Below are 25,123 nucleotides of genomic sequence, written 5' to 3'. Positions count from 1 at the left end.
GAGTTACTGTCTGGTCTGGGTTGTTGTATGGGAATGATCAGCGTGTACGCAGGTTGTTACGATTTCCTGAACCCGGGGTTCTGTTGTTCCCGGCACAGGATCATAACCGCCTTCCGCCCAGGGATGACACCTTAACAGACGCCGGATTGCGAGAAATAATCCTTTAAGCGCGCCATGGTGGGTTATGGCTTCAACGGCGTATTGTGAACAGGTGGGGTAATGGCGGCAGTGACTGGCCATCAGGGGGCTGATTGCGTACTGATAGAAGCGGATGGGCAGAAGCAGGAGCTTGCGCATTAACCCGTTCCTCGACCGGCAGTGTCTGGTGTTGCTGCCCCGGATGGCTGAGATTGAGCGTACTTTTTTCTGAGACGTCGCCAGAGGTCGTCCATGGATGCCCGTACCGACTGGTTATCCAGGGAAACCAGTCCCTGACGTCCCAGAACCACGAGGTCGAGACCGGGCAGATCGGTCTGGTGCCGGAAACTTTCCCTGACCTGGCGTTTCACCCGGTTTCTCTGGACGGCCAGCTTCAGGTTCTTCTTCGAAAAGATCAAACCGATCCTGGCGTGACCGAGATTATTCGGTGTTGCCAGGATCAGAAAATTCCGGTGCGGAACCTTCAGCTGCACGTCGTTGAAGACTTTGCCGTAATCAGCAGGTCGCAAAAGACGATGTGATTTCGGGAAACTCAAAGCCTTCATGAGGCAATCAGAGCTTACGCGGACAGACGTGCGCGGCCCTTGGCACGACGACGGGAAATTACCTTGCGACCGTTCGCAGTGGCCATACGGGCGCGGAAACCGTGAACGCGCTTACGCTTCAGGACGCTTGGTTGAAACGTTCTTTTCATGGTGATGATCTCACAATTCGTAAGTTGGAAATTCAGTAACTGGCTGGAAAATGAACAGCCAAAACAGGAGCGGCATTCTATGCAAATACCGGTGGGAATTCAATGCTTATTGCTAGGGGGTTGTGCGCATGCTGAAAATTCTTGAATCAACTGGCCAGGTAATAAATTCAGTAAGTCTTTTTAGAATTCTTTTAAGGATTAATTATTACTGTTATTAGTATCGAAGGTTTCTGTGGATAAGCGATAAAAAAATTGAAAAAACAGTCTTTTGCGCGGTTTATAAGGGTATTGATAAGGCACCGTGAGCGCTGTGGACGGCGGCAGGGCGAAATGTGGGTAAGTCGGAATTGTGTGATGAATCCAAGTTATCCCCGGTTGCGTCCCGGGGTTCCTAACAGGGTTAAACCCCGGCTGTACACACAGGGCTGTGGGTAACTTTTAAAGAACTTATTTTCTGTACACAAGGTTGTAGGTAAGTTTGTAAAAAACTGAAATACAAAGAGATAAATTTCCACAGGCTGTTCATGAACCGGCTGCGGCTCTTTCACTGGGAGGCCGGTCGGGTTAGAATCCGGGGCCATCTCACTGGACAGGATGTCCCTTGTCCGTTCAGAGACATTTCAGGGTTATCGGGAGCAGGCTGTCGTGCCAAACAGTATGTGGCATCAATGTCTTGAAGTACTCCGGGACGAGTTTCCCGCACAACAGTTCAATACCTGGCTCAGGCCCCTGCAATCCGATCATCGGGAGGGGCAGCTGATGCTGTTCGCTCCCAACCGTTTCGTGATGGATTGGGTGAATGAAAAGTATCTGCGGCGTATTGAAGAGGTACTCAAGGATCTGAACGGCGGGCAGGCTCCCCGGGTCAATATGAAAGTGGGGTCGGCACCCCGTGAAGATGAACCCGTTAAACGCTCGGAAGCACCTGTGCGTGTGAATGGCCAGGTTCATGAAGAAAGCGGTAGCCGGGTTACCGAAGAAGAGAAGGGTGTGGCTGCCACGGTGGCCGGTTCGCCCTCTGTCCGCCCGAAAAGTGGCAGCGAGCGGCGGCCGGTTCAGGTTGAAGGTGATATCAAGCACCAGAGTTTTCTGAATGAGGGGTTCACCTTCGAAACCTTTGTTGAAGGTAAATCCAACCAGCTGGCACGGGCTGCGTCGATGCAGGTGGCGGAGAATCCGGGGGGTGCCTACAATCCGCTGTTCCTTTACGGCGGTGTTGGTCTGGGTAAGACCCACCTGATGCACGCCATCGGCAACGAAATTGTCCGTCGCAACCCCAAGGCGAAAGTGGCCTATCTCCGCTCGGAACGGTTTGTGGCAGATATGGTCAAGGCATTGCAGCTGAACGCCATCAACGAGTTCAAGCGCTATTACCGATCCGTAGATGCGCTGTTGATTGACGACATCCAGTTCTTTGCCCGCAAGGAGCGTTCCCAGGAAGAGTTCTTTCATACCTTCAATGCGCTGCTGGAAGGTGGTCAGCAGGTCATTGTGACCTGTGATCGGTTCCCGAAAGAAATTGTCGATATGGAAGAACGGCTGAAATCCCGGTTTGGCTGGGGGCTGACTGTCATGGTTGAGCCACCGGAACTGGAAACCCGGGTGGCGATTCTTATGAAAAAGGCCGATCAGGCCAACGTGAAGCTCAGCAGCGAAGCGGCTTTTTTTATTGCCCAGAAAATTCGTTCCAATGTACGGGAGCTTGAAGGGGCGCTTCGTCTGGTGATAGCGAATGCTCACTTCACCGGTTCGGAGATCACCCCTCCGTTTATCCGGGAGAGCTTGAAAGACTTGTTGGCGCTGCATGAAAAACAGGTGAGCATCGATAATATTCAGCGCACTGTGGCCGAGTATTACAAGATCAAGGTGGCCGACCTGCTATCCAAACGCCGAACCCGAACGGTCACCCGGCCAAGACAGGTTGCCATGGCGCTGTCGAAGGAGCTGACCAATCACAGTTTGCCGGAGATTGGCGATGCCTTTGGCGGTCGTGATCACACCACCGTTTTGCATGCGTGCAAGAAAATCGTGGAGTTGCAGGAGACTGATCCGGGCATCCGCGAGGATTATCAGAATTTTATGAGACTGCTGACCACCTGATGCCGGGCGTTGGCAAACAACATTCACCCTTCCAACATAAAGAAAGCTGAGTGCCATGAAACTGACGATCAGCCGTGAATCCCTGCTTACCCCGCTGCAAAGCATTGCCGGCGTGGTGGAAAAGAAACAAACCATGCCGGTGCTGTCCAACGTATTGCTGGTGGCCGAGGACAATACCCTGACCCTGACCGGTACCAATATGGAAGTGGAACTGGTGGCGCGGATTACACCGGTGCATGTGGATCAGCCTGGCCGGATTACCGTCCCGGCTCGTAAATTGTCCGATATTTCCCGGGCCCTGGGTGACGAAGCGCCGATGGAGCTGTCCCTTGAGGGCGATCGGTTGCATCTGCGCTGCGGAGCCAGTCACTTCACATTATCCACATTGCCGGCGGAACACTTCCCGAATGTGGAAGACGAAGACGAGAGCTTCCGTCTGGAGCTGCCGCAAAAAGAACTGGGCCGGATGCTAGATGCAACGGCGTTCGCCATGGCCCAGCAGGACGTTCGTTATTACCTGAACGGCCTGTTACTGGAAGTGGACAAGGATCATGTACGGACGGTGGCGACCGATGGTCACCGACTGGCGATGGCACATCTGGAACTGGTGACTAATTGCCCGGAGTTACGGCAGGTGATCGTTCCTCGTAAAGGGGTTCTGGAACTGTCCCGACTGCTGGATGACGTGGAAACACCGGTCACCCTGGTAATCGGTGACAATCACCTTCGGGCGACAGTGGGTTCTTACACCTTTACCTCGAAACTCATCGAAGGCAAATTCCCCGACTACAACCGTGTTATTCCGCGTGGGGGCGACAAGATTGTTCTGGCCGACCGCGCGACTCTAAAGAATACCCTTCAACGTGCGGGTATTCTGTCCCATGAGAATATCCGCGGTGTGCGACTCAACCTGGCATCGAATGAGCTCCAGGTCTTCGCCAATAACCCGGACCAGGAACAGGCCGAAGACGCGCTGCCGGTGGACTACCAGGGCGAATCCCTGCAGATCGGTTTTAATGTAGGCTATCTGGTGGATGTAATGAACGCGCTGGATGAGGACCAGGTAAAAATTACCCTGTCCAACCCGAATAGTAGTGCGTTGATAGAGGCGCAGAATGATAACCGCTGCCTCTATGTTGTCATGCCCATGAGGCTGTAGGAGGAGATGAGATTGATGAGTACCGTAACGAATGGAATCAAAGGCGCCTTCAGGATTGGCCAGACTGTGTCGGTACTCGGGCGCACCGGGATTAACTGGCTGCGGGGGGACCGTCCTCCCACGCCCAGGCTGTTGAGGCAGACGTTTGAGTCACTCGGTGCGACCTACATAAAGCTGGGGCAGTTTATTGCCAGTTCTCCCACGTTTTTCCCCAAGGAGTATGTGGAGGAATTCCAGTACTGCCTGGACAAGACCCCTAACCTGCCCTTCGGTGTGATCAAGAAGATCATCCGGGACGAGCTGGGTCGGCCGCTGGATGAGGTTTATGCGGAAATCGATCCGGTGGCATTGGCCTCGGCTTCGATTGCGCAGGTTCACGCAGCCCGGTTGGTATCCGGTGAAGAAGTGGTTATCAAGGTTCAGAAGCCGGGGGTTGAGAACATCCTGCTGACGGACCTGAACTTCCTGTATCTGTCCGCCCGAATCCTTGAGACTCTGGCGCCGAAACTGTCCTGGACTTCCATGTCCGGTATTGTGGAGGAAATCCAGCGGACCATGATGGAAGAGTGTGACTTTATCAAGGAAGCCAACAACCTGAAGGTTTTCCGGGATTTCCTGCATGACACCCATAATGAAGACGCGGCGGTGCCCAGAGTGTTTGAGCATTGCAGTACCCGTCGTATTCTGACCATGGAGCGCTTCCATGGTGTGTCACTGACGGATCTGGAGAGCATTCGCGGTTACGCCCGTGATCCGGAGCGCACCCTGATCACTGCCATGAACACCTGGTTTTCCAGCCTTACTCAGTGCGAGTTCTTCCACGCGGATGTTCATGCCGGCAACCTGATGGTCCTGAAGGATGGCCGGGTTGGCTTTATCGATTTTGGCATTGTTGGTCGAATCAAACCGGATACCTGGCAGGCGGTCAGCGATTTTATTTCGGCTGTGATGGTTGGCAATTTCGAAGGCATGGCCGATGCCATGATCCGTATCGGGATAACCCGCCAGATGGTTCGGGCTGAAGATCTCGCCGCTGATCTGAGAAGGCTGTATCAGCAGATGGACAAGATGGTGCCGGATGAAGTGCCCTATGAAGCGGACCAGGCGGAGGACGACGTTAATCACATTCTGATGGATATGGTTAAGATCGGTGAAAGCCACGGCCTGCATTTTCCAAGGGAATTTGCCCTGCTGCTGAAACAGTTCCTGTATTTCGATCGGTACGTTCACATCCTCGCTCCGGAAATGGATGTGTTTATGGATGAACGGTTGAATATGCTCCATTGAGGCTGTCGCCTTAAGCGATTGGCTTTTGTACACTAGGGCAGCGTTGCTGAAGTCAGGTAACGCTGCCCTTTTTGTTTTCCGGGTGTTTTTTTGGCTTCCTTCCCCCTCGCCTTCGAGTTTGCTTTTCTATGGCGCTTGTAAAATTTCAGACTGAAAATTTCCGCAATCTGTCTTCAGCGCCTGTTAGCTTCTCGCCTTCCTTTAATCTGTTGTACGGAGAAAACGGCAGCGGCAAAACCAGCGTCCTGGAAGGCATTGGCTATCTCGGTTTGGGGCGTTCTTTTCGGGTGAATCGTCATCAGGCGGTTGTGAGCCACGGTCAACAACGACTCACGGTGTTTGGCGGTCTCGATCATGGTCTGGAGGAAAACGATCGTGGGAATGACTCTGAACTCGTGCATCGGTTGGGGATATCCCGGGATGTCGGACAGAAGGAAACGGTTCTGCGGGTGGATGGGGAAGCGGTGCGTAGTTTGTCTGCTCTCGCTAAGCATCTGCCAGTATCGGTAATCGATCCTGGTGTGTTTGATGTGATTGCTGGGGGACCAGGAAAGCGGCGGCAGTTTCTGGATTGGTTAGTGTTCCACGTGGAACCTTCTTTCGGATCCTTATGGCAACAATGCCAGCGAGTCACATCACAGCGGAATCAAACGCTGAGAAATGGTAGACTAGACGAAGCTTTAATGCGGGTCTGGGACCATCAGTACACTACCCTGAGTGAACGGATTACCGAGGCTCGAGCTGACACCTTTGGCCGGTTCAAGGTGGCTTTTGAAAAACTGGTTCGGGAAGTGGAAGTGCCCTGGACCGAAGGTCTGAAGCTTGAGTACTACCCGGGCTGGGATGTAAGCCGCCCGCTGGCGGAATTGCTTGCCGATCATCGCGAGCAGGAACGAAAGGTTGGACACACGCTTTATGGTCCGAATCGCGCGGACATCCGGTTGAAGTTTCAGGGCAGGCCTGTTGCCGAAACCTTCTCCCGGGGCCAGCAGAAAACCCTGGTTATTTTGATGAAAATTGCCCAAGGCATGGTGTTGAGCGACCTGGGCAAACAGGTGACCTTTTTGCTTGACGACATTAACGCCGAGCTGGATGAAGGGCATCGGGCCATGTTGGCCAGCAGGTTACAGGCATTACGTTGTCAGGTGTTTATCACATCGATAGAGCGGCCCCTCGTGGGACAGCTCTGGCCCGGGGGTAACGCACCGGATTACAGATTGTTCCACGTGGAACATGGCAAATTGACGGAAGAATAAGACCGGTGCGAACAAGCTAGAAAGCCCCGGCCTATCACGCTTCAGGAGTTTCCGAATGAGTGAATCTAACTACAATTCCTCCAGTATCAAAGTCTTGAAAGGACTGGATGCGGTGCGAAAGCGGCCGGGTATGTACATCGGGGATACCGATGATGGCACAGGCTTGCACCACATGGTCTTTGAATTGGTGGATAACTCCATCGACGAAGCGCTTGCGGGCTACTGCTCAGAGATTGGGGTGGTTATCCACCCGGACGAATCGGTGACTGTAAAAGATAACGGTCGTGGTATCCCGGTGGATCTGCACGAAGAGGAAGGGGTGTCGGCAGCAGAAGTTATCATGACCGTGCTGCACGCCGGAGGTAAATTCGACGACAACTCCTACAAGGTGTCCGGTGGCCTTCACGGTGTGGGCGTTTCCGTAGTGAACGCACTGTCCTCTACCCTCACCCTGACTATCCGCCGTGATAACAAGGTCTACGAGCAGACCTACACTCACGGGGTTCCCAATGCGCCTCTGGCGGCTGTTGGCGAAACCGATGCCTCCGGTACCAAGGTGCATTTCATCCCGTCGCCGGAAACCTTCACCCATATTGAATTCCACTATGACATTCTTGCGAAGCGCCTTCGTGAACTGGCCTTCCTGAACAGTGGCGTCCGCATCCGCCTGACCGACGAGCGGTCCGGCAAAGAAGAAGTTTTTGAATATGAAGGTGGTCTGCGGGCCTTTGTTGAGCACCTGAACGCTAACAAGACCCCGATCAACCGGGTATTCCACTTCAACCGTGAGCGCGAAGACGGTATTGCCGTAGAAGTGTCCATGCAATGGAATGACGCCTTCCAGGAAAACCTTTACTGCTTTACCAACAACATCCCCCAGCGGGATGGAGGTACTCACCTGGCTGGCTTCAGGGCCGCCCTGACCCGTTCCCTCAACAACTACATTGAGCAGGAAGGTCTGGGCAAGAAGGCCAAGGTTGCCACTTCCGGTGATGATGCCCGTGAAGGCCTCACTGCCATCATTAGCGTGAAAGTTCCGGACCCGAAGTTTTCCTCCCAGACCAAGGACAAGCTGGTGTCCTCCGAGGTGAAAACCGCGGTCGAGCAGGAGCTGTACCAGAGTTTTGCGGAATACCTGCAGGAGCAGCCCAACGAAGCCAAGCTTATCGTCAACAAGATGATTGAAGCGGCCCGGGCCCGCGAAGCCGCCCGCAAGGCGCGGGACATGACTCGCCGCAAAGGCGCCCTGGACATTGCTGGCCTGCCCGGAAAACTGGCGGACTGCCAGGAGAAAGACCCCGCCCTTTCCGAACTGTACATTGTGGAGGGTGACTCGGCCGGTGGCAGCGCCAAGCAGGGCCGTGACCGCAAGACCCAGGCCATCTTGCCGTTGAAGGGTAAGATCCTGAACGTGGAAAAAGCCCGCTTTGACAAGATGCTCTCCTCTGCGGAAGTGGGCACCCTGATCACGGCGCTGGGTTGTGGTATCGGCCGGGAAGAGTTCAATCCTGACAAACTGCGTTACCACTCGATCATTATCATGACGGATGCGGACGTGGACGGTTCCCACATCCGCACCCTGCTGCTGACTTTCCTGTTCCGTCAGATGCGTGAAATCATCGAGCGTGGCCACGTCTTTATCGCCATGCCACCGCTTTACAAGGTCAAGCGTGGCAAGCAGGAGCAGTACCTGAAAGACGAGAAAGCCAAGGAAGCCTACCTTACCCAGACTGCCCTGGAAGGCGCCCAGCTCTATGTGAATCCGGAGGCCCCGGCCATCAAGGATTCCGCGCTGGAGACCATGGTCAAGGACTACCAGGCGGTTATGAACATGATTGGCCGCCTGTCCCGGGCTTACCCGGCGAAGGTTCTGGAACAGATGCTTCAGAACGTCACGCTCAAGCCCGAGCACCTGAAAGAGGAAGCGGAAGTGGCTCGCTGGGTCGCTCGCCTGGGCGATGGCCTGGACCTGGATACCCGTACCGGTACCAAGTACACCTTCTCGGTGACCAAGGATACCGAACGGGGTCTGTACCTCCCGAAAGTGACCATCTATGTTCACGGGATCCCCTACGATCACGTCTTCAGTCACGAGTTCTTCGAATCGTCCTCCTACGCGGCGATCGCCCGTATGGGTGAGACTCTGGATGGTCTCATTGAAGAAGGCGCCTACATCCAACGGGGTGAGCGCAAACAGGCGGTCCTGTCTTTCGAGGGTGCTTTGGACTGGCTGATGAAAGAGGCCCAGCGCGGCCTGAACATTCAGCGTTATAAGGGACTGGGCGAGATGAACCCGGAGCAGCTGTGGGAAACCACCATGGATCCGGAGACCCGTCGGATGATGAAAGTAACGATCGAAGATGCCATTGCGGCCGATCAGATCTTCACGACGCTGATGGGTGACGACGTAGAGCCTCGTCGCAACTTCATCCAGACCAATGCGCTGGAAGTGACCAACCTGGATATCTGATCAACCAGTCCCAGGTGCAATAAAAAAAGCGGCGGAGGCTTTCAAACCTCCGCCGCTTTTTTATGTCCGGCCTTATCGGAAAACGTCCAGGCCTGCTATTTCCCGGTGGTCGATTCCGAGGACTTGTTCCTTTCTTTCTCTTTCTCCGCAAGATGAGGCGCCATCACCTCTTCCAGGGTGTAACCGGTCAACCGGCGGATGGTGCGCCACAGATAATAGAAAATCAGCATCATCATGACCATCGAAGGAATGGCGATCATCGGATAACTCACCAGGGTCATCCGGCCAAGCTCTTCATTAAACGCCTCCGTACCGGATGGGCTGACCACGATCCACTTTGCAATGACGTAGTTCATGATCGATGAGAACAGGAAGGTGCCGGCAAAGAAGTAGCTGGCCTTCAGAAGCCGTTCTTCAAACTCATCAACCCGGTTGTGTTCCGCAAGCGTCTTATGGATCTTATCCACATCCAGAACACTCGGGTTATACAGCAGGGTGCGCACAAGGGGGTACTTGGTCTTTGTGGAGGCCAACACCGCCAGGCCAATGATTGCCGGAATTGCCGCTTCCTTGATGGCGAGCCAGCCGGCATCCAGTTCCAGTAAACCGATGCCGCCGGTCAGGCCGACACTGACCAGGCCAAGTACCGCGATGAAGTTTTTCTTCCGGTATTTGATCAGTTCAAACAGGCCCCAGCCCAGTGGAAACGCCAAGCCGATGAGCAGCGCGTTGACGTTGCCCAGGTGTTCCTCGCCACTGAATTTCATCAGGATAACGGAGGGAATGATAATGCTGACCAGCAAATCGACCCAGGGCCTTGGCTTGTGGTCCGGTACGTTGGCGGAGCTCGAAGACGTCATGATCTAGCCTGGTTGGTGAAACTGGAGCAGGCCGAGGGGCACTGCCAAACTCCTGGCAGTATACGACGAATCCGAGCCCGGACGTAACCGCTGCCAGAGTACGCCAACAGGGCGGCTGCCCGCCGACACTGAACCGACGCTTTTCTTTCTGTTATAAAAAAGCCGGGCTTATGCCCGGCTTCTCTGACTCCTCGTGAAATTCAGCGCCGATCAGGCACCAACTTCCTTGAGGCTCTCTTCCACAATTGCCAGACCTTCTTCCAGCACATCGTCTTCGATGGTGACCGGCATCAGGAAACGCAATGTATTGCCGTACATACCACAGCTTAGAAGAATCAGACCCTTCTCTTTCGCCTTCTTGGTTACTGCAGCCGCCAATTCCGGCTTGGGAGTATGGCTTTCCTTGCTTTCTACCAACTCAAAGGCAGCCATGGGACCGAGATTGCGTACGTTATCGACATGGGCAAACTGTTCCTGCCACTGACTGAAGCGCTGCTTCAGCTTCTCACCCAGCGCCTGGGCCTTGCCAAGAATGTCCTCTTCCTTGAACACATCGAACACGGCCAGCGCTGCGGCACAAGCTGTCGGGCTACCGGTATAGGTGCCGCCCAGCGAGTTCGGGCCGGAAGCATCCATGTACTTGTCGGTGCCGACGATCGCGGAAATCGGCATGCCATCGGCCATACTCTTGGCCATGGTCATGATATCCGGCTCAACACCACTGTGTTCGATGGCAAACATCTTGCCAGTCCGGCCAAAGCCACTCTGAACTTCATCCGCGATCATCAGGATGTCATTTTCATCACAGATCTTGCGGATTTCCTTCAGGAAACTGGTCGGTGCCGCGTAGAAACCGCCCTCGCCAAGCACCGGCTCGATGACGATCGCAGCCGTATTGCGCGCTGGGGAATCGGCTTTCATGGCCATCTTCAGGCCACGCAGGGCTTCGTCTTCGCTGACACCGTGGTATGGAACGGGGTAAGGCGCACGATACACGGTTCCGGGCATGGGACCGAAATCCGTCTGGTAAGGGGCAGCTTTGCCGTTCATCGCCATGGTGTAGAAGGTACGGCCGTGATAACCGCCGTCAAAGCAGATTACATTGGTCTTGCCGGTTGCCGCCCGGGCAATCTTCATGGCGTTTTCCAGGGCTTCGGCACCGGAGTTGGCCAGCATGACCTTGGCATGGCCACGTACGGGTACCACGTCACTGAGTTTCTCTGCCAGTTTAACGTAGCCCTCATAGGGCATAACCGTCTGGCAGGTATGCATCAGCTTGTCCAGCTGTGCCTTGACCGCTTCCACCACCTTCGGGTGACGGTGGCCAATATTCAATACGCCGATGCCGCCGGCAAAATCGATCATGCGTTTGCCGTCTGCATCCCACAATTCCGCATTCGTTGCGTGGTCGGCAAACTGTTCGTTGGGACTTGCCGCGCCCGCCGCAACGTAGCGTTCTTTGAGTGCCTGCAATTCTTTATTGCTCACTTTGCCATTCTCCCTGGGTTCAGGTTCGAAAGTTTCACCTAACAGTGTAAGTAGTACGGTGTCAGGAAACAAACCGACTATTGTCGCCCTCAGGCCGCATCGTCCCGGAATTGCAGTTTTGCCAGCCGCTGATAGAGGGCGTTATGGCGCATCAGCTCATCGTGGCTGCCCACTGCCAGCATGCGTCCCTGGTCCAGTACCGCAATACGGTCAGCGTCCCGCACCGTGGCCAGTCGATGGGCAATGACCAGGGTGGTGCGCCCGGCTGTCAGGGCCGGCATTGCCTGCTGGATCAGGTTTTCACTTTCTGCATCCAGGGCACTGGTGGCTTCATCCAGCAACAGGATCGGGGCATCGGCCAGCAACGCGCGGGCGATGGCAAGACGCTGCTTCTGGCCACCGGACAGGCCCAGGCCGGCATCCCCTAGCGGGGTTTCATAGCCTTTGGGCAGCGCCTGGATGAAATCGTGGGCATGGGCGATCTTCGCGGCCTGTTCTACGTCCTGCTGGCTGGCATCGGGCCTTGCATAGCGGATGTTATCGGCCACGGTGCCATGGAACAGGGCGGGATTCTGAGGCACCAGGGAAAAACACCGGCGCAGGGCATCGAGGGACAGCTCGGCGGTGTCCATGCCATCAATGAGAATGCTGCCCTCCGTTGGCTGGTAGAAGTGCAGCAGCAGATCAAACAGGGTGGATTTGCCGGCTCCGGACGGGCCCACCAGGGCCAGGGTCTCGCCCGCGTTTACCGTCAGGGTGAGATCCGTCAGCGCAGGAGTTTCCAAACGCCCCGGGTAACTGAAGCTCAGGTGGTCAATCTGGATCTCACCCTGAACGGGCTCCGGAAGGGTTCGGGTGGTCTCTTTACGCTCAAACGCCGGCTCGGTCTGCAGCAGCTCGAACAGCCGTGCCGCGGACCCGGCCGCCCTCTGCAACTCGCCAATCACCTCGCTGATGGCACCGGCGGCAACGCCCACCAGCAGGCTGTAGAACACGAAGGCCGCCAGTTCGCCGGGGCTGATCCGGCCGTTGATCACATCCAGGCCCCCGATCCAGATAACGATACCTACTGCGCCCATCACCAGGGAAATGGCCAGCGTGGTCAGCCAGGCCCGTTGACGGATACGCTGTCGGGCAATCTCGAAGGCCCGTTCCGATACCTCGGAAAAATACTTGCGGTCGTGGGGCTGATGGTTAAAGGCCTGAACCGTCTTGATCTGGGTGAGGTTCTCGCCCACGTAGCTGCCGACATCGGCCACCCGGTCCTGGCTGAGCCGGGACAGCGCCCTTACCCGCCGGCCAAAGAACAGGATGGGGGCTATCACCAAGGGGAAGCCCAGCAGAATGATGCTGGCCAGCTTGGCGTTGGTAATGAACAGCAGCAGCAACCCCCCGACCAGCATCAGGGCGTTACGCAGGGCAATGGATACGGTGGAGCCAATCACCGACTGCAGCACGGTGGTATCGGCGGTAAACCGCGACTGGATCTCCAGGGCCCGGTTCTGCTCGAAAAAGCCCGGATGAAGATCAATCAGGTGGTTGAACACCTTCTTGCGAATATCCGCCACCACCCGCTCGCCGATCCAGGACACCAGATAGAAGCGGGCAAACGACCCGAAGGCCAGACCCAGCACCAGTATGAAAAACAGCCCGATGGCCCTGGCGAGATTCTCCGGCGACTCGGTGGCTAATCCTTGATCCACCAGGATACGTAAACCCTGCCCTAGTCCGAGCGTAATACCGGCCGTGAAGATCAACGCCACCAGGGCACCGGTGACGGCCCGGCGATAGGGGCTGATAAAGTCGATAACCAGTTTCAGGGCCTTACGGTGACGAGTGTTAATGATGTGCCTCCACGGTGTTGGCTACTGTAGACTCCAGCTTCAATACGGTTTCGTCTTGGAACAGGACTAATCATATCTGAGTTCCCCTGGCTTTCGCTGGCAGGCAATCCTGTTATAGAGCATCAACAGGTGTTGGTGTGGAGAGCCTTGTCGGATTACGCTGCGCTAATCCGACCTACCAGGAGCCAGCACCGCCCGAAGCCGGAGTCAGACCGTAAACCGTAGGTCGGATTAGCCCAGCGTAATCCGACAACATTGTTAAAGGATATTCCCAGTGCGCGCCTACGCCGACAACGATTACCCGGCTGATCATAAACCGGACTGGAAAATCATTTCAGGCCTCTGGCCCTATCTCGCCGAATTCCGCGGCCGGGTGGCCTTATCCCTGGCTTTGCTGGTGCTGGCCAAGTTGGCGACGGTGGCCACACCCATAGCCCTGAAATACATCGTCGACTACCTGGACCAGAACCGCGGGGCGGACATGCTGTTGTGGATTCCGGTGATCCTGGTAGTGGCCTACGGCGCGCTACGCTTTGGCGCAACCCTGTTCAATGAGCTTCGGGATGCAGTTTTTGCGCGGGTGGCGGAGCGGGCCATGCGGCGGGTGTCCCTGCGGGTGTTCGAGCACCTGCACCGGCGGGAACTGGCCTTTCACCTGGACCGCAAGACCGGTGGCCTGGCCCGGGATATTGAGCGGGGCACCAACGGCATCAGCTTCCTGCTGCGCTTTACCCTGTTCAACATTGTGCCTACCCTCCTGGAAATCCTGATGGTGGCCGGCATCCTGTTCGTGGTGTTCAACGTGGGTTATGTGTTGGCGATCCTGGTGGCTGTGGTGGTGTATGTGGTCTTTTCCATCAAGATTACCGAGTGGCGGACCAAATTCGTGCGCGAAGCCAACGCCCGGGATAACCAGTCGAACTCGCGGGCGATAGACAGCCTGCTGAACTATGAAACCGTCAAATACTTCAATAATGAACGCTACGAAGCGCAGTTATACGACGTTGATCTGGACGACTGGGAGCAGGCCCGGCTGAAAAACCGGTTGTCCCTGGCCGCGCTGAACTCCGGCCAGGCATTGATTATTGGTCTGGCGATGATCGTGATCATGGCCATGGCCGTTCGGGAAGTGGCCAGCGGTGAGATCACCCTGGGTGATTTCACCATGATCAACGCCTACCTGCTCCAGCTGTTCATTCCCCTGAACGCCCTGGGCTTTGTCTATCGGGAAATCCGGCAGGCCCTGGTGAATGTCGAACGCCTGTTCAAACTGCTGGGCGATAAACCGGCTATTGAGGATGCCCCTGATGCCACCGGGCTTGTTGTGGATAAAGGCGAAGTGCAGTTCGAGCATATTCACTTTGCCTACCGCCCGGACCGGCCGATCCTGCGGGATGTGAATTTCTCCATCCCGGCCGGTCACAAGGTAGCTGTAGTGGGGGCCAGTGGTGCCGGCAAATCCACCCTCGCCCGCCTGCTGTTCCGTTTTTACGACGTCGATCAGGGCGCCATCCGTATCGATGGCCAGGATATCCGTAACGTGAGCCAGGACAGTCTGCGCTCGGCAATTGGTGTGGTGCCCCAGGATACCGTGTTGTTCAACGATACCCTGTACCGGAACCTGGCCTATGGCCGGCCGGAGGCCACCGAAGAAGAGGTCTATCGGGCGGCCCGGATGGCTCACCTGGAAGACTTTATCCACAGCTTGCCGGAGGGTTACGGAACGAAGGTGGGCGAACGGGGCCTCAAGCTCTCCGGTGGTGAAAAACAGCGGGTGGCCATTGCCCGGGTGATTCTGAAGAACCCGCCGTTGCTGATTCTGGATGAGGCCACTGCCTCGCTGGATTCACTGTCGGAGCAGGCGATTCTTGGCGCGCTCAACGAAGTTAGTCAGCAGCGGACCACGCTGGTAATTGCCCATCGACTGTCCACCATCCGTGATGCCAACACCATCCTGGTGATGGATGGCGGGCGTATTGTCGAAAGCGGCAGCCATAAACAGCTGCTGGCCGCTGGCGGCCACTACTCCCATCTCTGGGCGCAGCAGCACAGCAGTCAGAAAGAAAGCAATGACGACAAAAAGGACGCCAGTGACTAATCCGGCCTGAGCCTTTCGGCCAGACCTGAGGCGCGCACCACCTGCTGCCCGACAGCGTCCCTGAGAACGTCCTGGTGGCCGGTAATCAGGCTGAACCAGTTCCTGGCCCGGGTGATGCCGGTGTAGATCAGTTCCCTCGTCAGGACGGGGCTGAGGCGGTCTGGCAGCACCAGGCAGGTGTGGTTGAACTCCGAACCCTGGGATTTGTGCACCGTCATGGCATACACGGTTTCCAGCTGCTGCAGACGACTGGGCGAGATCCAGCGGATACCGCCAGGCGTGTCGCTGCTGGGGAACGCCACTCGCAGGGTGTATCGGGGTTCCCCGGTTTCAGTCCGGTCCCAGGGCACGCTGACGGTAATGCCGATGTCGCCGTTCATCAGGCCCAGGTTGTAGTCGTTGCCGGTAATCAGCACTGGTCTGCCCGGGTACCAGCCTTCCGCCCTTGGGATCAGCTTTCCCGCCAGTAACTGCCTTGCGATCCGGTCGTTCAGTCCTTCCACACCCCAGGGGCCCTTGCGCAGGGCACAGAGCACCTGGAAATCACTGAAGGCTTCAAGCACCTGTAACGCCATCGCATCCCAGTCTTCCCGGGGGCTGTTTTCGTTCAGGCCGTGATTCTGTAACCGTTCCAGATAATGGCGATAACCAATGGGAGGCGGCAGACTCTGGCCGTTCACGTGCCGACCCTGTCCGGCATTGCGGAATGCCTCGGGTGAACCGGTAATGGCATGGCGACACACCAGGTCCAGAGTATCCTCCGGGTCTGGTTTTGCGGATTGGCCGTTGAGCAGGATGACATCGTCGAAGGCCGCTTCCCGGATCCGGCGCAACATGGCGCTATCCAGCGCATTGGTATTCACGGCTTCCGCGAACGCCCGGATGCCGCTGTCCTCCTGGAAACGGTAACTCTTGCGCAGCATGGCCACGGCCTGGTCCATGGGCTGGCCGGTAGCGTCCACCAGTGACTCCGGTATCTCGCTGCCGGTCATGGCGGCCAGCCACTTTGCCGTTTCCTGGGTGTAGTGGGCCTGCAAGGCGCGCTGACACAGCTCACCCAGTACCGCACCGGCATCCACCGAGGCCAGTTGGTCCTTGTCGCCCAGCAGTATCAGCTGGGCGTTGGCGGGCAGGGCATCGAATACCGACGCCATCAGGTCGACGTCCACCATGGAGGCCTCGTCGATCACCAGGATATCCACCAGCAGCGGGTTGTCGCGGTTATGGCGGAATTTGCGGGTATCCGGCCGGCTGCCCAGCAACCGGTGCAGCGTCGTCACTCTGGAGGGGATATCACCCAGCTCCACGTTGCCGGGCAGCTCGGCAAGGGGCAAGCGGCTGACCGCACCACCGATGGATTCGTTCAGGCGGGCAGCCGCCTTGCCGGTCGGGGCGGCCAGGCGGATGCGGTATTTGCGCCCGGCCCGTTCAGGGGATTCCCCGGCGACCGCCTGCACGGCTGCCAGCAGATTAACCACGGTGGTGGTTTTACCGGTGCCTGGGCCGCCGGTGATCACGGCGAAACGGTTTCGGGCCGACAGGGCACAGGCCAGTTTCTGGTAATCCACCGGTTCTGACGACTGGAACAACTGGCCGAGGGCCCCGGACAGGGTTTGGGCCGGTCCGGATTGCGGATCCGCCAGGGCGGACGGCAGAGCCAGGCGTTGGGTGATGCCTTCAGCAATGCGTTGCTCGTAGCGCCAGAATCTGCGCAGGTAAAGCCGGGTTTCATTCAGCACCAGTGGTGTGGTATGTGAGCCATCACTTACGGCGCAGGCCTTTTCCAGTATGCTCAAACATTCCGGAAGCGTCACAAAAGCAAGCACCTCGTCCGGCTTGGGCTGGTCCGGTTTGACGGTGCCGGAATCGGTGAGTGGTTCGTAAACCGACTCCTCCGGTGGCAGTGACAGCGTATGGCCGGCATCGGCAAGGAGATGGCCCAGATCCACGCAAACATGGCCACGGCCCACCTGATGCGAGACCAGTGCCGCCAGCAGCAGAACCAGCGGGTGCGGGCGTTCGCCCTGCTCTTCCGACAGTTCACGGATCAGCCGGGCGAAACCCACATCCAGCGGGCGGATCCACTCCGCCTGCTGCCAGTGCAGCAGCAGTGCCTCGGTTTTATCCGGGCTGGTGAGCAGATCGTTGATATCGATGCTGGCATCACCGGCTGCCGTCATGGTCGAGGTTTCCGGAGCTGTGTCCTCCGCGAACAGATCAATCTGGTGGTCGGATTTTCCGGTGTGAGAACGCGATCGGCTCATGCAGCCACCTCCCCGGTTACGGACTCGCCATCAAACAGGGCATCCAGCTGTTCAATCAGGACTCTGGGTGGTTTGTCGGTGAAGGCACCGCCGCTGGCCGAATCGACGCCTCGCAGAAACAGATACACCGCGCCGCCAATGTGCCGGTCGTAGTCGTAATCTGGCAAACGGGCTTTCAGCAGCCGGTGCAGGGCCAGCAGATAGAGCAAGTATTGCAGATCATAGCGTTTATCCAGAATGGCGTTGCCCATGGCCTGGTCGGTATAGGCGCTGTCATCCTCCCCCAGGGTATTGGATTTGTAGTCCAGCACGTAATACTGCCCGTTGTGTTCGAACACCAGATCGATAAAGCCTTTGAGCATGCCGTTGAATCGGGTCTCCTCGACCCGGGGCCGGTCTGCCCCGTTCAGGGTGTGCGCGGTTACCAGCTGGTCCAGTTTCCGGACGCTGACGTTGCGGCTTTCAAACCAGAACTCCAGTTCCGGGCGCAGGGTGGTCAGGTTCGCCAGGCTGACGCGTTCTCTGCCCGCCCGGTCGAGGCTCAAGGGCCTGCTGATCAATGCCAGCAGCCAACGCTCCAGTGGTTCCACCCAGTCACTCCAGCCACGTGTTCCGCAGCGGCGGGTCAGTTGCTCATGAAGCAGCGGCGGGTTATCCACAAGCCGCTTGAACCCCTGCTGCGTGCACCATTCCAGCAGTTCGTGCAGGAAGGTGCCGGGGCCGGCGCCCTTGGGAAAGTTGTGCTGGTTGCGTTGCGTAGCTATGGGTTCCGCCTCTTCCCCTGCCTCCTGGCTGCTTTCTTCCAGCAGGTTCTGGGCCTGGGCATCTTCCACCTCACCGGTGAAGGCGATTCCGGTGCCGGTCATGCCGGTGTATTCGATGGACGAGTAACTGGCAATCCACCAGTCCTCTTTTGCCTCCCGGGAAGAGACCAGCGCCGGGCCGAGGGCCTCCGGGGCCTGCTCATGGTATTGCGTCTCGTCCGGATCCGGTAACGGGCTAATCCGGATCTCTGCTCTGCCCTGGGACAGCTGACTCAGGCAGTCGCTGATACGGCCCAGCCCGTCGCCGGCAATAAGGTAGCCCAGACCGCTTTGCTGCCAGTTGTCCAGGGCCGCCGTGCCCACCCAGGTGGCGAACCGGGCCCGGGTCAGGGCCACGTAGAGTTTGCGGATATCCTCGCCAAGGCGCTCCTGGTCGGCCCTGGCGACGTCTTCTGGCGCGGGGTCGAATACGGTGACCAGCTTGCCCTGGTCATCGTGATAGCGCACGAAGGCCTGCTTTTCACTCTGGGCGCGAAAGGCCGTGCCGAAGGGCAGGAACACCAGGGGATACTCGAGACCCTTGGACTTGTGCACGGTGATAACCTTCACCAGGCCGGCATCGCTTTCCAGCCGCAGGGTACGGTGTTCGTCTTCCTCGTCGGCCGCCCGCAGGATTTGGGTGTAGTGGTGCACCAGGGCATGCTCGCCGTCCAGTTGCAGGCTGTCCTGCTGCAGCAATTCGGCAATGTGCAGAATGTCCGTCAGCCGCCGTTCACCGTCGGGCCGTTGCAGCAACCGGCCCGGAACCTCGAAATCCATCAGGAAACTGCGCAACATGGGCAGGACACCCTGCTTCTGCCATTGCTGCTGATAGCCGATAAAGCGCTCGATTTCCCGCTCCAGCACGAGCTCGTCGGTGAGTAGCTGATTCATGACATACCAGGACCGGCCCAGAGTGGGCGTGGCCAGGGCCGCGCGGATGTAGGCCAGTTGCCGGGGCTCGGCAAACGCCCGCAGCCAGCACAGTATTTCTCTGGATTCCCGGGAGGTCAGCACCGAATCCCGGTCTGACAGGTAGACGCTCTTGATGCGTCGCCGACCCAGGGCGTCCCGCACCGCGCTGGCTTCGTTGCGGTTGTTGACCAGTATCGCGATGTCTTTCGGGGCAACCGGCTCCAGATCCTCCGGATTATCCGGCAAGGCAAAACCCGCCTGCCCGGCCTGGCCCAGGGTCAGCAAACGGGCGATCTCACTGGCGCAGGTTTCTGCCACGTCGGCCGTGGCGGTGCCCTTGGCAATGCCTTTCGGATTGCCGTCCCTGTCCTCTTCCCCGGATTCGTGGGTCCAGAACACCAGGCTGGGTTGCACCTCTCCGTCGATCGACCAGCTTCGTTTGGTGCCGTTGGCGTCCACACCCTGGAACGGCAGCGGTGAGGTGTCGCCCTTGCCGAACAGGAAGGCGCCGTCCCGGCTGTTCTGGTCACTGTGTTCAAAGACCCGGTTAACCGCCGCCACCATGGTCTTGGCGGAGCGGAAGTTCTTACCCAGTGTGAAGGTGCGCTCTTTCACGCCCTGCCGGGCCTGCAGGTAGGTGTAGATGTCGGCACCCCGGAAACCGTATATGGCCTGCTTGGGATCGCCGATCATCAGCAGGCAGGTACCGTGATCGCCACCTGCCACGTCATAGATACGGTCGAAAATGCGGTACTGCACCGGGTCGGTGTCCTGGAATTCGTCGATCAGGGCCACCGGAAACTGGCGCCGGATCGTGGCCGCCAGCTGGTCCCCGCGGGGGCCGTGCAGCGCATCGTCCAGCCGGGTGAGCAGATCGTCAAAGCCCATTTCCGAGCGTTTCTGCTTTTCCGATTCCAGCCGTTCAGCAATCCAGAGGCTGGCGTGGCGCAGGATATCGGATTTGGCGCTGGGCTGGTTCTGGCTGAAATCCAACAGCGCGTCGATGGCCTCGAAGGCAGGGTGATGGGGGGCGGATTCATCGCCCTTGAGAATGTTGTCGAGACCCTCGGGCGTCTGATTTTTATAGCCGGCGGCACTATCGATTTTTTCGGGCAACAGGTCGTCCGATTCCGCCCAGGCAACCAGAAAATCCCAGACCTTGACCATGGCGTTCTTGCTCCCGCCATGGAGCCGCTTGCTCTTGTTCAGATCGTTCAGCAGCTCGATGACTTCCCCGCGCCATTGACCCCAGGGGTGAGCCTTCAGGGCCTGTGATCGTTCCAGGCGCCGCCTGACCACCTGGTCGATGGCCTGGTAAACGCTGTCCGGCGGTGTGCCCAGGCTCTGAGGGTCGTCAATCAGGTTGCGAACACCCTGGCGCAGATCCCCGGGCGTTTTCCAGTGGCTCAGGGCCTCGTCCATCAGCGCCGGGGGCAGCGGATAGACAAAGGTGCGCCAGTAATCCCGGGCGACTTCTTCCAGCAATTCGCTCTGGTCGGTCTCCAGGGTGAGTTTGAACAGGCTGCCGCTGTCGAAGGCGTGCTCGCTGAGCATGCGGTTGCAGAAACTGTGAATGGTGGATACCGCCGCCTCGTCCATCCACTCGGCGGCCAGCAGCAGCTTCTTGCGGCATTCCGGCCAGCTCGCCGGATCCGGGTAGCTTTCATCCCGTAGCTGATAGATCAGCGCCGTTTCCGCGGGCGGGTTGGGCTCGTCGGGGGCGTCGGAAAACACCTCGGCGGCCTGGGTGAGCCGGGTGCGGATACGGTCACGCAGTTCCTTGGTGGCGGCCTCGGTAAAGGTCACCACCAGCAGATTGGGAGGCAGCAGGTTCTGCAGTGGGCTGTCGGGCGACTGGCCGTGGCCAAGCACCAGGCGCACGTACAGAATGGCAATGGTGAAGGTTTTGCCGGTGCCGGCACTGGCCTCGATCAGGGCACTGCCGTTAAGGGCCAGGGCCAATGGGTCCAGGTTCGGGTTCCGGTTGTTCATCTGTTCCGTCATTCCACACTCCCGATCTGATCCGCCGCCGACTTGCCCTGCTCCGCTTCCCAAACCGGCACGTAGAGCTGATGCAACAGGGCTTCAAATTCGCCACTGGCCATCAGCCGTTCCGGCGTTTCGAAAGCGCCCATCAGGTAACCGGTGTCCCGCTCCAGAGCAGTGGTGTAGGCCTGCTCTGCCTCATTGATGGCATGCTCGTGATCACCGACATACTTTTTACCGCCGTAGAAACTGGTGATCCAGGCAAAGCCGGCCTCGCAGTGAATCGGCAAGGCCCGGGTGGTGGCTTCCATCCACCGGGTGAGTACCGCCTCGAACAGCGGTCTGGCCTGTTCCGGAGCCAGAGCTGCAAAGCGGAACCGGCGGCCCTCCTCCTTGCCCAGAACCAGGGTTTGGAATGGCTGCCCGCTCAGTTGCCCGGCCAGATGAATCAGCCAGTCCCGCATCAGGTTGGCGTAGCGCACTTTCCTGCTGGCGGAGCCGCTCAGCAGGCTGGAACTGGCCACCACCAGCCTGCACAAGTCGCCCCCGGCATTGCAGCGAAGGCCGTCGATCAGATCGGCAACGGCTACCGAGCCGAGGGCATTTTCAAACTGGTAGTCAAAAGGCAGGGGCTCAGCGACCGCTTCCGGCCACTCTGCCAGTGCACCCTGGTACCGTTCGAACAGGTCCGGCAAGCGACCGGCCAGCTCGGAACGCAGGCGGTGCTCGGTGACGCCCATGCCCAGGTCCCCGCGGCGGGCCATCCGGTCAAGGGTCGTCTGCAATCGTTCATCCAGTTCTTCCTCATTGCTGGCTTTCAGCAACCCGTCCTGAATCAGCTCGTTATCCAGGCGCCAGCGGTCGAGGCCGTCGAGATCGAAATTCTCGTTGTCGGTGTCGTCGTCCTCGACATCCTCGAAACGCACCTGCAGTCGACGCTGGTAAAAGGTGTCGATGGGCTTTTTCAGGAAAGCCGCCAGATCGTTCAGGCTGATAGGCTCCTCGGGCGCCTGGTACGGAAGGGCAGACTGCGTCTGCTCTATCGCTCCAGCACCATGAGCACTGCGCCATTCCCGTTCAAAGGTGAACAGATGACGGGCCTGCAAGACGTCGTTCAAGGGCCTGGGTGGGCTGTCTTCGCCCTCATCACCATCTTCCAACCCGTTGGCTTTCGGGAAATAGGCCCGGCTGAAGGGTTGCAGTGGATGCTGGGTGGTTAGGGCTTTGGTGACCTTTGCCTCCGGTTGCCCGGACATGGACCACAGGCTGTCCAGATGATCCTGTAGCTGACCCACCAGCACCGACGGTGGCCGTTCCGAATCATCCTTGATGCTGCGGCCTACCCAGCTGATGTACAGCTGCTCCCGGGCGGACAACAGGGCTTCCAGGAACAGGTAGCGATCGTCTTCCCGGCGGGAGCGGTCTCCCGGGCGGTAGTCCTGGGCCATGAGGTCGAAATCCACCGGCGGCCGGGAACGGGGGTAGTCACCGTCGTTCATGCCCAGCAGGCACACCTTCCGGAAGGGAATGGCCCGCATGGGCATCAGGGTGGCGAAATTCACCTTGCCAGCCAGGAAGCGCTGGTTCAGGCCGCCTTCATCCAGCCCCTCCAGCAGGATATCCTTGACGATATTCAGGGGCAGCGTCTGCTGCTCCAGGCCGGCGGCCATGGCGTCATCCAGCCACTGTTCCAGCTGGCGCCGGAAACGGTTCAGCAGCAACAGGTCGCTGCCTTCCACCTTGTGGAAAAACTGCCCGAGCATCGCTGAAAACAGGCGTTCCCAGTCTCCGGGTGTGCGATTGCTCTGCAGCGCCTGCCAGAGGGTTTCCAGTTGATGCACGAAGTCGTTCAGGCGGCCGGCGAGGCTGGCCTGAAGGCCTCCGATCTCGCCGAAGGGTTCCACGCCGCCCCAGGGCTCGTCTTCACCCATGCCATAACCCAGCAGCATCGCCCGCAGGCCGGATTGCCAGGTATTGCGCTCCAGTTCCGCCGGCAGGTCCAGACTTTCCCGGTGCTGGCCGTGCAGGCCCCAGCGGATATTGGCACCCTCTACCCAGCGTCGGGCCAGGGGAATCTCGTCTTCGCTGATCCCGAAGCGGTCCCGTATGCCGGGCACTTCCAGCAGACTGATGATCTCACTCACCGCGAATCGGCTGCGTGGTAGTGACATCAGGGTTTCCAGGGCGATCAGTACCGGTTCGTGGTGGCGCTGGCCCTGGTCGGAAATAGTGAAGGGTATGTGGCGTCTCCGGCCCGGCTGATAACGGCCGAACACGGCCTGGATGTGCGGCGCGTACACGTTGATATCCGGCACCATCACGATGACGTCCCGGGGCCGCAGCGTTGGATCAACGTTGAAGGCCGCGAGCAGTTGATCGTGCAGAATTTCCACTTCCCGCTGGGGGCTGTGGGCCTGATGGAACGCCAGGGAATGATCCTGCTGCAAATCCAGTTGTCGTTGCTGCTGGCGGATTTCCTGGAGCGGCGTCAGGTTGTGGATATCGTTCTGCAGCTGGTGCAGCAGGCGCGGTGCGTCCTCGTTGCCATGGTCCGAGAAGATATCGACTTTCTGGTCCGGGGTCTGGAAGCTGCCCCGGTATTCCTCCGGGTTATCGAACTCGTCCAGCAGCCGGATGTAGTCGCGGCCCTGCTTGCCCCAGGCGGCCAGCAGCGGATTGGCGTGCTGGTGCAGCTGGTCCGGATCTTCAACGGATGATAGCGCGGGATGGGTTTTGCCCCGTTTGCGTTCGGCGGTGAGCAGCTCCCGGTCGCTGATGATATCGGCCCAGTAAAACTGGCAGGGGTTGTGAACACACAGCACCACCTGACTGAACCGGCTCAGCACATACAAAGCTTCCAGCGCTTGCCGCGGCAGCGAGGAGACGCCAAACACGACGATGCGGGTCGGCAGCTGGGACGGATTGGCAGGTGCCGGCATGCGTTGGCCCTGCGCCATGAACCGGGTGTGGATCTGCGAGCGGCTGGTATCGGCGTCAGCGCCCACATCCTCAACCAACCTCCGCCAGAGCAGGGGTTGCCAGCGGGTTTCCGCATCCAGCGGCTTTTCCTCTGCCCGAGCCGTGATTATCACGTCCTTGCCCTGCTCCCAGGCCGCCAGCCAGTCGGCCCGGAACACCTGGTACTGGTCGAACAGATCCGCCACCTTTTCCGCCAGCTGGAAGTTGCGCAGGTCCGGATCGTTGCCCTCCAGAAACCGGGCCAGTGGGGTAAAGGCCTCGTCCTGCCCCACCAATTCTGGAAGCAACCGGTACAGCCGCCACACCAGGCGACGCTTGTCGAAGGGCGACTGTTCCGGCACCTCGCCGTCCGGTAGCACCGCCCGGTAGGCCTGCCAGATAAACCGGGCCGGGAACAGAAAGTCCATGCCGGCGGCAATTCCCAGGCCACCTTCCATGCCATCGTTGGTTCGCTTCTCCGCCAGTGCCAGCTTCAGCCACTGGGCAATGCCGTTGCTCTGCACCAGGAAGGTCTCGCTCTGCAGCGGGGGCATGGGGTTATGCCGGCAGATGTACACAACGGCCCGGCGCAGATCTTCCAGATGGTTGGCGTGGATCGCGTGAAACCCGGGCTCGATGTTGGCGGGTTGCTCAGTGGGATCGGTGGAGAGTGTGGCCATGAATTTCCTTGTCTGGAGTGCAGTTCAATCCTGTTGCCACAGGTTACCGTATGTGACCACAGATGCGGACAGTCTGAAACGTCTGATCTCCGAAAATCATAA

15 protein-coding genes are annotated in these 25,123 nt (G+C 58.4%); 6 read left to right on the top strand and 9 right to left on the bottom strand.

Features of this window, described 5'->3' with window-relative positions; genetic code table 11:
- Nucleotides 1–3 precede the first annotated feature (3 nt).
- The 3 genes from yidD to rpmH are packed head-to-tail and all read right to left on the bottom strand — an operon-like array spanning nucleotide 4 to nucleotide 853.
- Nucleotides 4–297: a membrane protein insertion efficiency factor YidD gene (gene yidD, locus KEHDKFFH_RS05895; protein ID WP_104321051.1), complete on the bottom strand. Its 294-nt coding sequence runs from the start codon at nucleotides 295–297 to the stop codon at nucleotides 4–6.
- Nucleotides 297–704, bottom strand: a complete 408-nt coding sequence (gene rnpA / locus KEHDKFFH_RS05890; protein WP_104321050.1) for a ribonuclease P protein component — start codon at nucleotides 702–704, stop codon at nucleotides 297–299. Before rnpA ends, yidD begins: the two co-directional genes overlap by 1 nt.
- 14 nt (nucleotides 705–718) lie before the next feature.
- On the bottom strand, nucleotides 719–853 hold the full coding sequence (rpmH, locus tag KEHDKFFH_RS05885) for a 50S ribosomal protein L34 (RefSeq protein WP_008172542.1): 135 nt from the start codon (nucleotides 851–853) through the stop codon (nucleotides 719–721).
- A 645-nt stretch (nucleotides 854–1,498) separates the two neighbouring features.
- Here rpmH and dnaA point away from each other — a divergent pair.
- From dnaA to gyrB, 5 genes are all read left to right on the top strand, one after another.
- Nucleotides 1,499–2,953: a chromosomal replication initiator protein DnaA gene (gene dnaA, locus KEHDKFFH_RS05880; protein WP_064230092.1), complete on the top strand. Its 1,455-nt coding sequence runs from the start codon at nucleotides 1,499–1,501 to the stop codon at nucleotides 2,951–2,953.
- Nucleotides 2,954–3,008: 55 nt separating this feature from the next.
- The gene (gene dnaN / locus KEHDKFFH_RS05875) at nucleotides 3,009–4,112 is read left to right on the top strand and encodes a DNA polymerase III subunit beta (RefSeq protein WP_104321049.1); all 1,104 of its coding nucleotides are present in this window, start codon (nucleotides 3,009–3,011) and stop codon (nucleotides 4,110–4,112) included.
- Nucleotides 4,113–4,127: 15 nt separating this feature from the next.
- On the top strand, nucleotides 4,128–5,399 hold the full coding sequence (locus KEHDKFFH_RS05870) for an ABC1 kinase family protein (protein WP_104321048.1): 1,272 nt from the start codon (nucleotides 4,128–4,130) through the stop codon (nucleotides 5,397–5,399).
- 128 nt (nucleotides 5,400–5,527) lie between these two features.
- Complete coding sequence (gene recF, locus KEHDKFFH_RS05865; protein ID WP_104321047.1) at nucleotides 5,528–6,655, top strand: DNA replication/repair protein RecF; 1,128 nt, start codon at nucleotides 5,528–5,530, stop codon at nucleotides 6,653–6,655.
- A 55-nt stretch (nucleotides 6,656–6,710) separates the two neighbouring features.
- Complete coding sequence (gene gyrB / locus KEHDKFFH_RS05860) at nucleotides 6,711–9,125, top strand: DNA topoisomerase (ATP-hydrolyzing) subunit B (RefSeq protein WP_104321046.1); 2,415 nt, start codon at nucleotides 6,711–6,713, stop codon at nucleotides 9,123–9,125.
- A gap of 95 nt (nucleotides 9,126–9,220) precedes the next feature.
- Here gyrB and KEHDKFFH_RS05855 read toward each other — a convergent pair whose 3' ends face one another.
- The 3 genes from KEHDKFFH_RS05855 to KEHDKFFH_RS05845 form a co-directional block, all read right to left on the bottom strand.
- The gene (locus KEHDKFFH_RS05855; protein ID WP_104321045.1) at nucleotides 9,221–9,985 is read right to left on the bottom strand and encodes a VC0807 family protein; all 765 of its coding nucleotides are present in this window, start codon (nucleotides 9,983–9,985) and stop codon (nucleotides 9,221–9,223) included.
- A gap of 210 nt (nucleotides 9,986–10,195) precedes the next feature.
- Nucleotides 10,196–11,473 carry a 4-aminobutyrate--2-oxoglutarate transaminase gene (gene gabT, locus KEHDKFFH_RS05850; RefSeq protein ID WP_104321044.1) on the bottom strand — a complete coding sequence of 426 codons (1,278 nt, stop codon included), beginning with the start codon at nucleotides 11,471–11,473 and terminating at the stop codon, nucleotides 10,196–10,198.
- An 89-nt stretch (nucleotides 11,474–11,562) separates the two neighbouring features.
- Complete coding sequence (locus tag KEHDKFFH_RS05845; protein ID WP_104321043.1) at nucleotides 11,563–13,293, bottom strand: ABC transporter transmembrane domain-containing protein; 1,731 nt, start codon at nucleotides 13,291–13,293, stop codon at nucleotides 11,563–11,565.
- A 298-nt stretch (nucleotides 13,294–13,591) separates the two neighbouring features.
- On the opposite strand from KEHDKFFH_RS05845, the gene KEHDKFFH_RS05840 reads away from it, so the two are divergent.
- Entirely contained in the window at nucleotides 13,592–15,415 is a 1,824-nt protein-coding gene (locus KEHDKFFH_RS05840) for an ABCB family ABC transporter ATP-binding protein/permease (protein WP_104321042.1), read from the top strand.
- Here the strand turns inward: KEHDKFFH_RS05840 and recD are convergent.
- The 3 genes from recD to recC are packed head-to-tail and all read right to left on the bottom strand — an operon-like array spanning nucleotide 15,412 to nucleotide 25,021.
- Nucleotides 15,412–17,679, bottom strand: coding sequence for an exodeoxyribonuclease V subunit alpha (recD, locus tag KEHDKFFH_RS05835; RefSeq protein ID WP_104321041.1), 2,268 nt, complete (start codon nucleotides 17,677–17,679; stop codon nucleotides 15,412–15,414). The genes KEHDKFFH_RS05840 and recD overlap by 4 nt on opposite strands.
- Nucleotides 17,676–21,401, bottom strand: a complete 3,726-nt coding sequence (gene recB, locus KEHDKFFH_RS05830; protein ID WP_104321040.1) for an exodeoxyribonuclease V subunit beta — start codon at nucleotides 21,399–21,401, stop codon at nucleotides 17,676–17,678. Before recB ends, recD begins: the two co-directional genes overlap by 4 nt.
- A complete protein-coding gene (gene recC, locus KEHDKFFH_RS05825) occupies nucleotides 21,398–25,021 on the bottom strand; it encodes an exodeoxyribonuclease V subunit gamma (RefSeq protein ID WP_104321039.1) in 3,624 nt (1,207 codons plus the stop codon). Before recC ends, recB begins: the two co-directional genes overlap by 4 nt.
- Nucleotides 25,022–25,123: the final 102 nt, after the last annotated feature.

The organism is Marinobacter maroccanus (genome assembly GCF_002933275.1).
GTDB classification, from domain to species: Bacteria; Pseudomonadota; Gammaproteobacteria; order Pseudomonadales; family Oleiphilaceae; genus Marinobacter; species Marinobacter maroccanus.
This window is presented reverse-complemented; position numbering and strand designations above follow the sequence as displayed.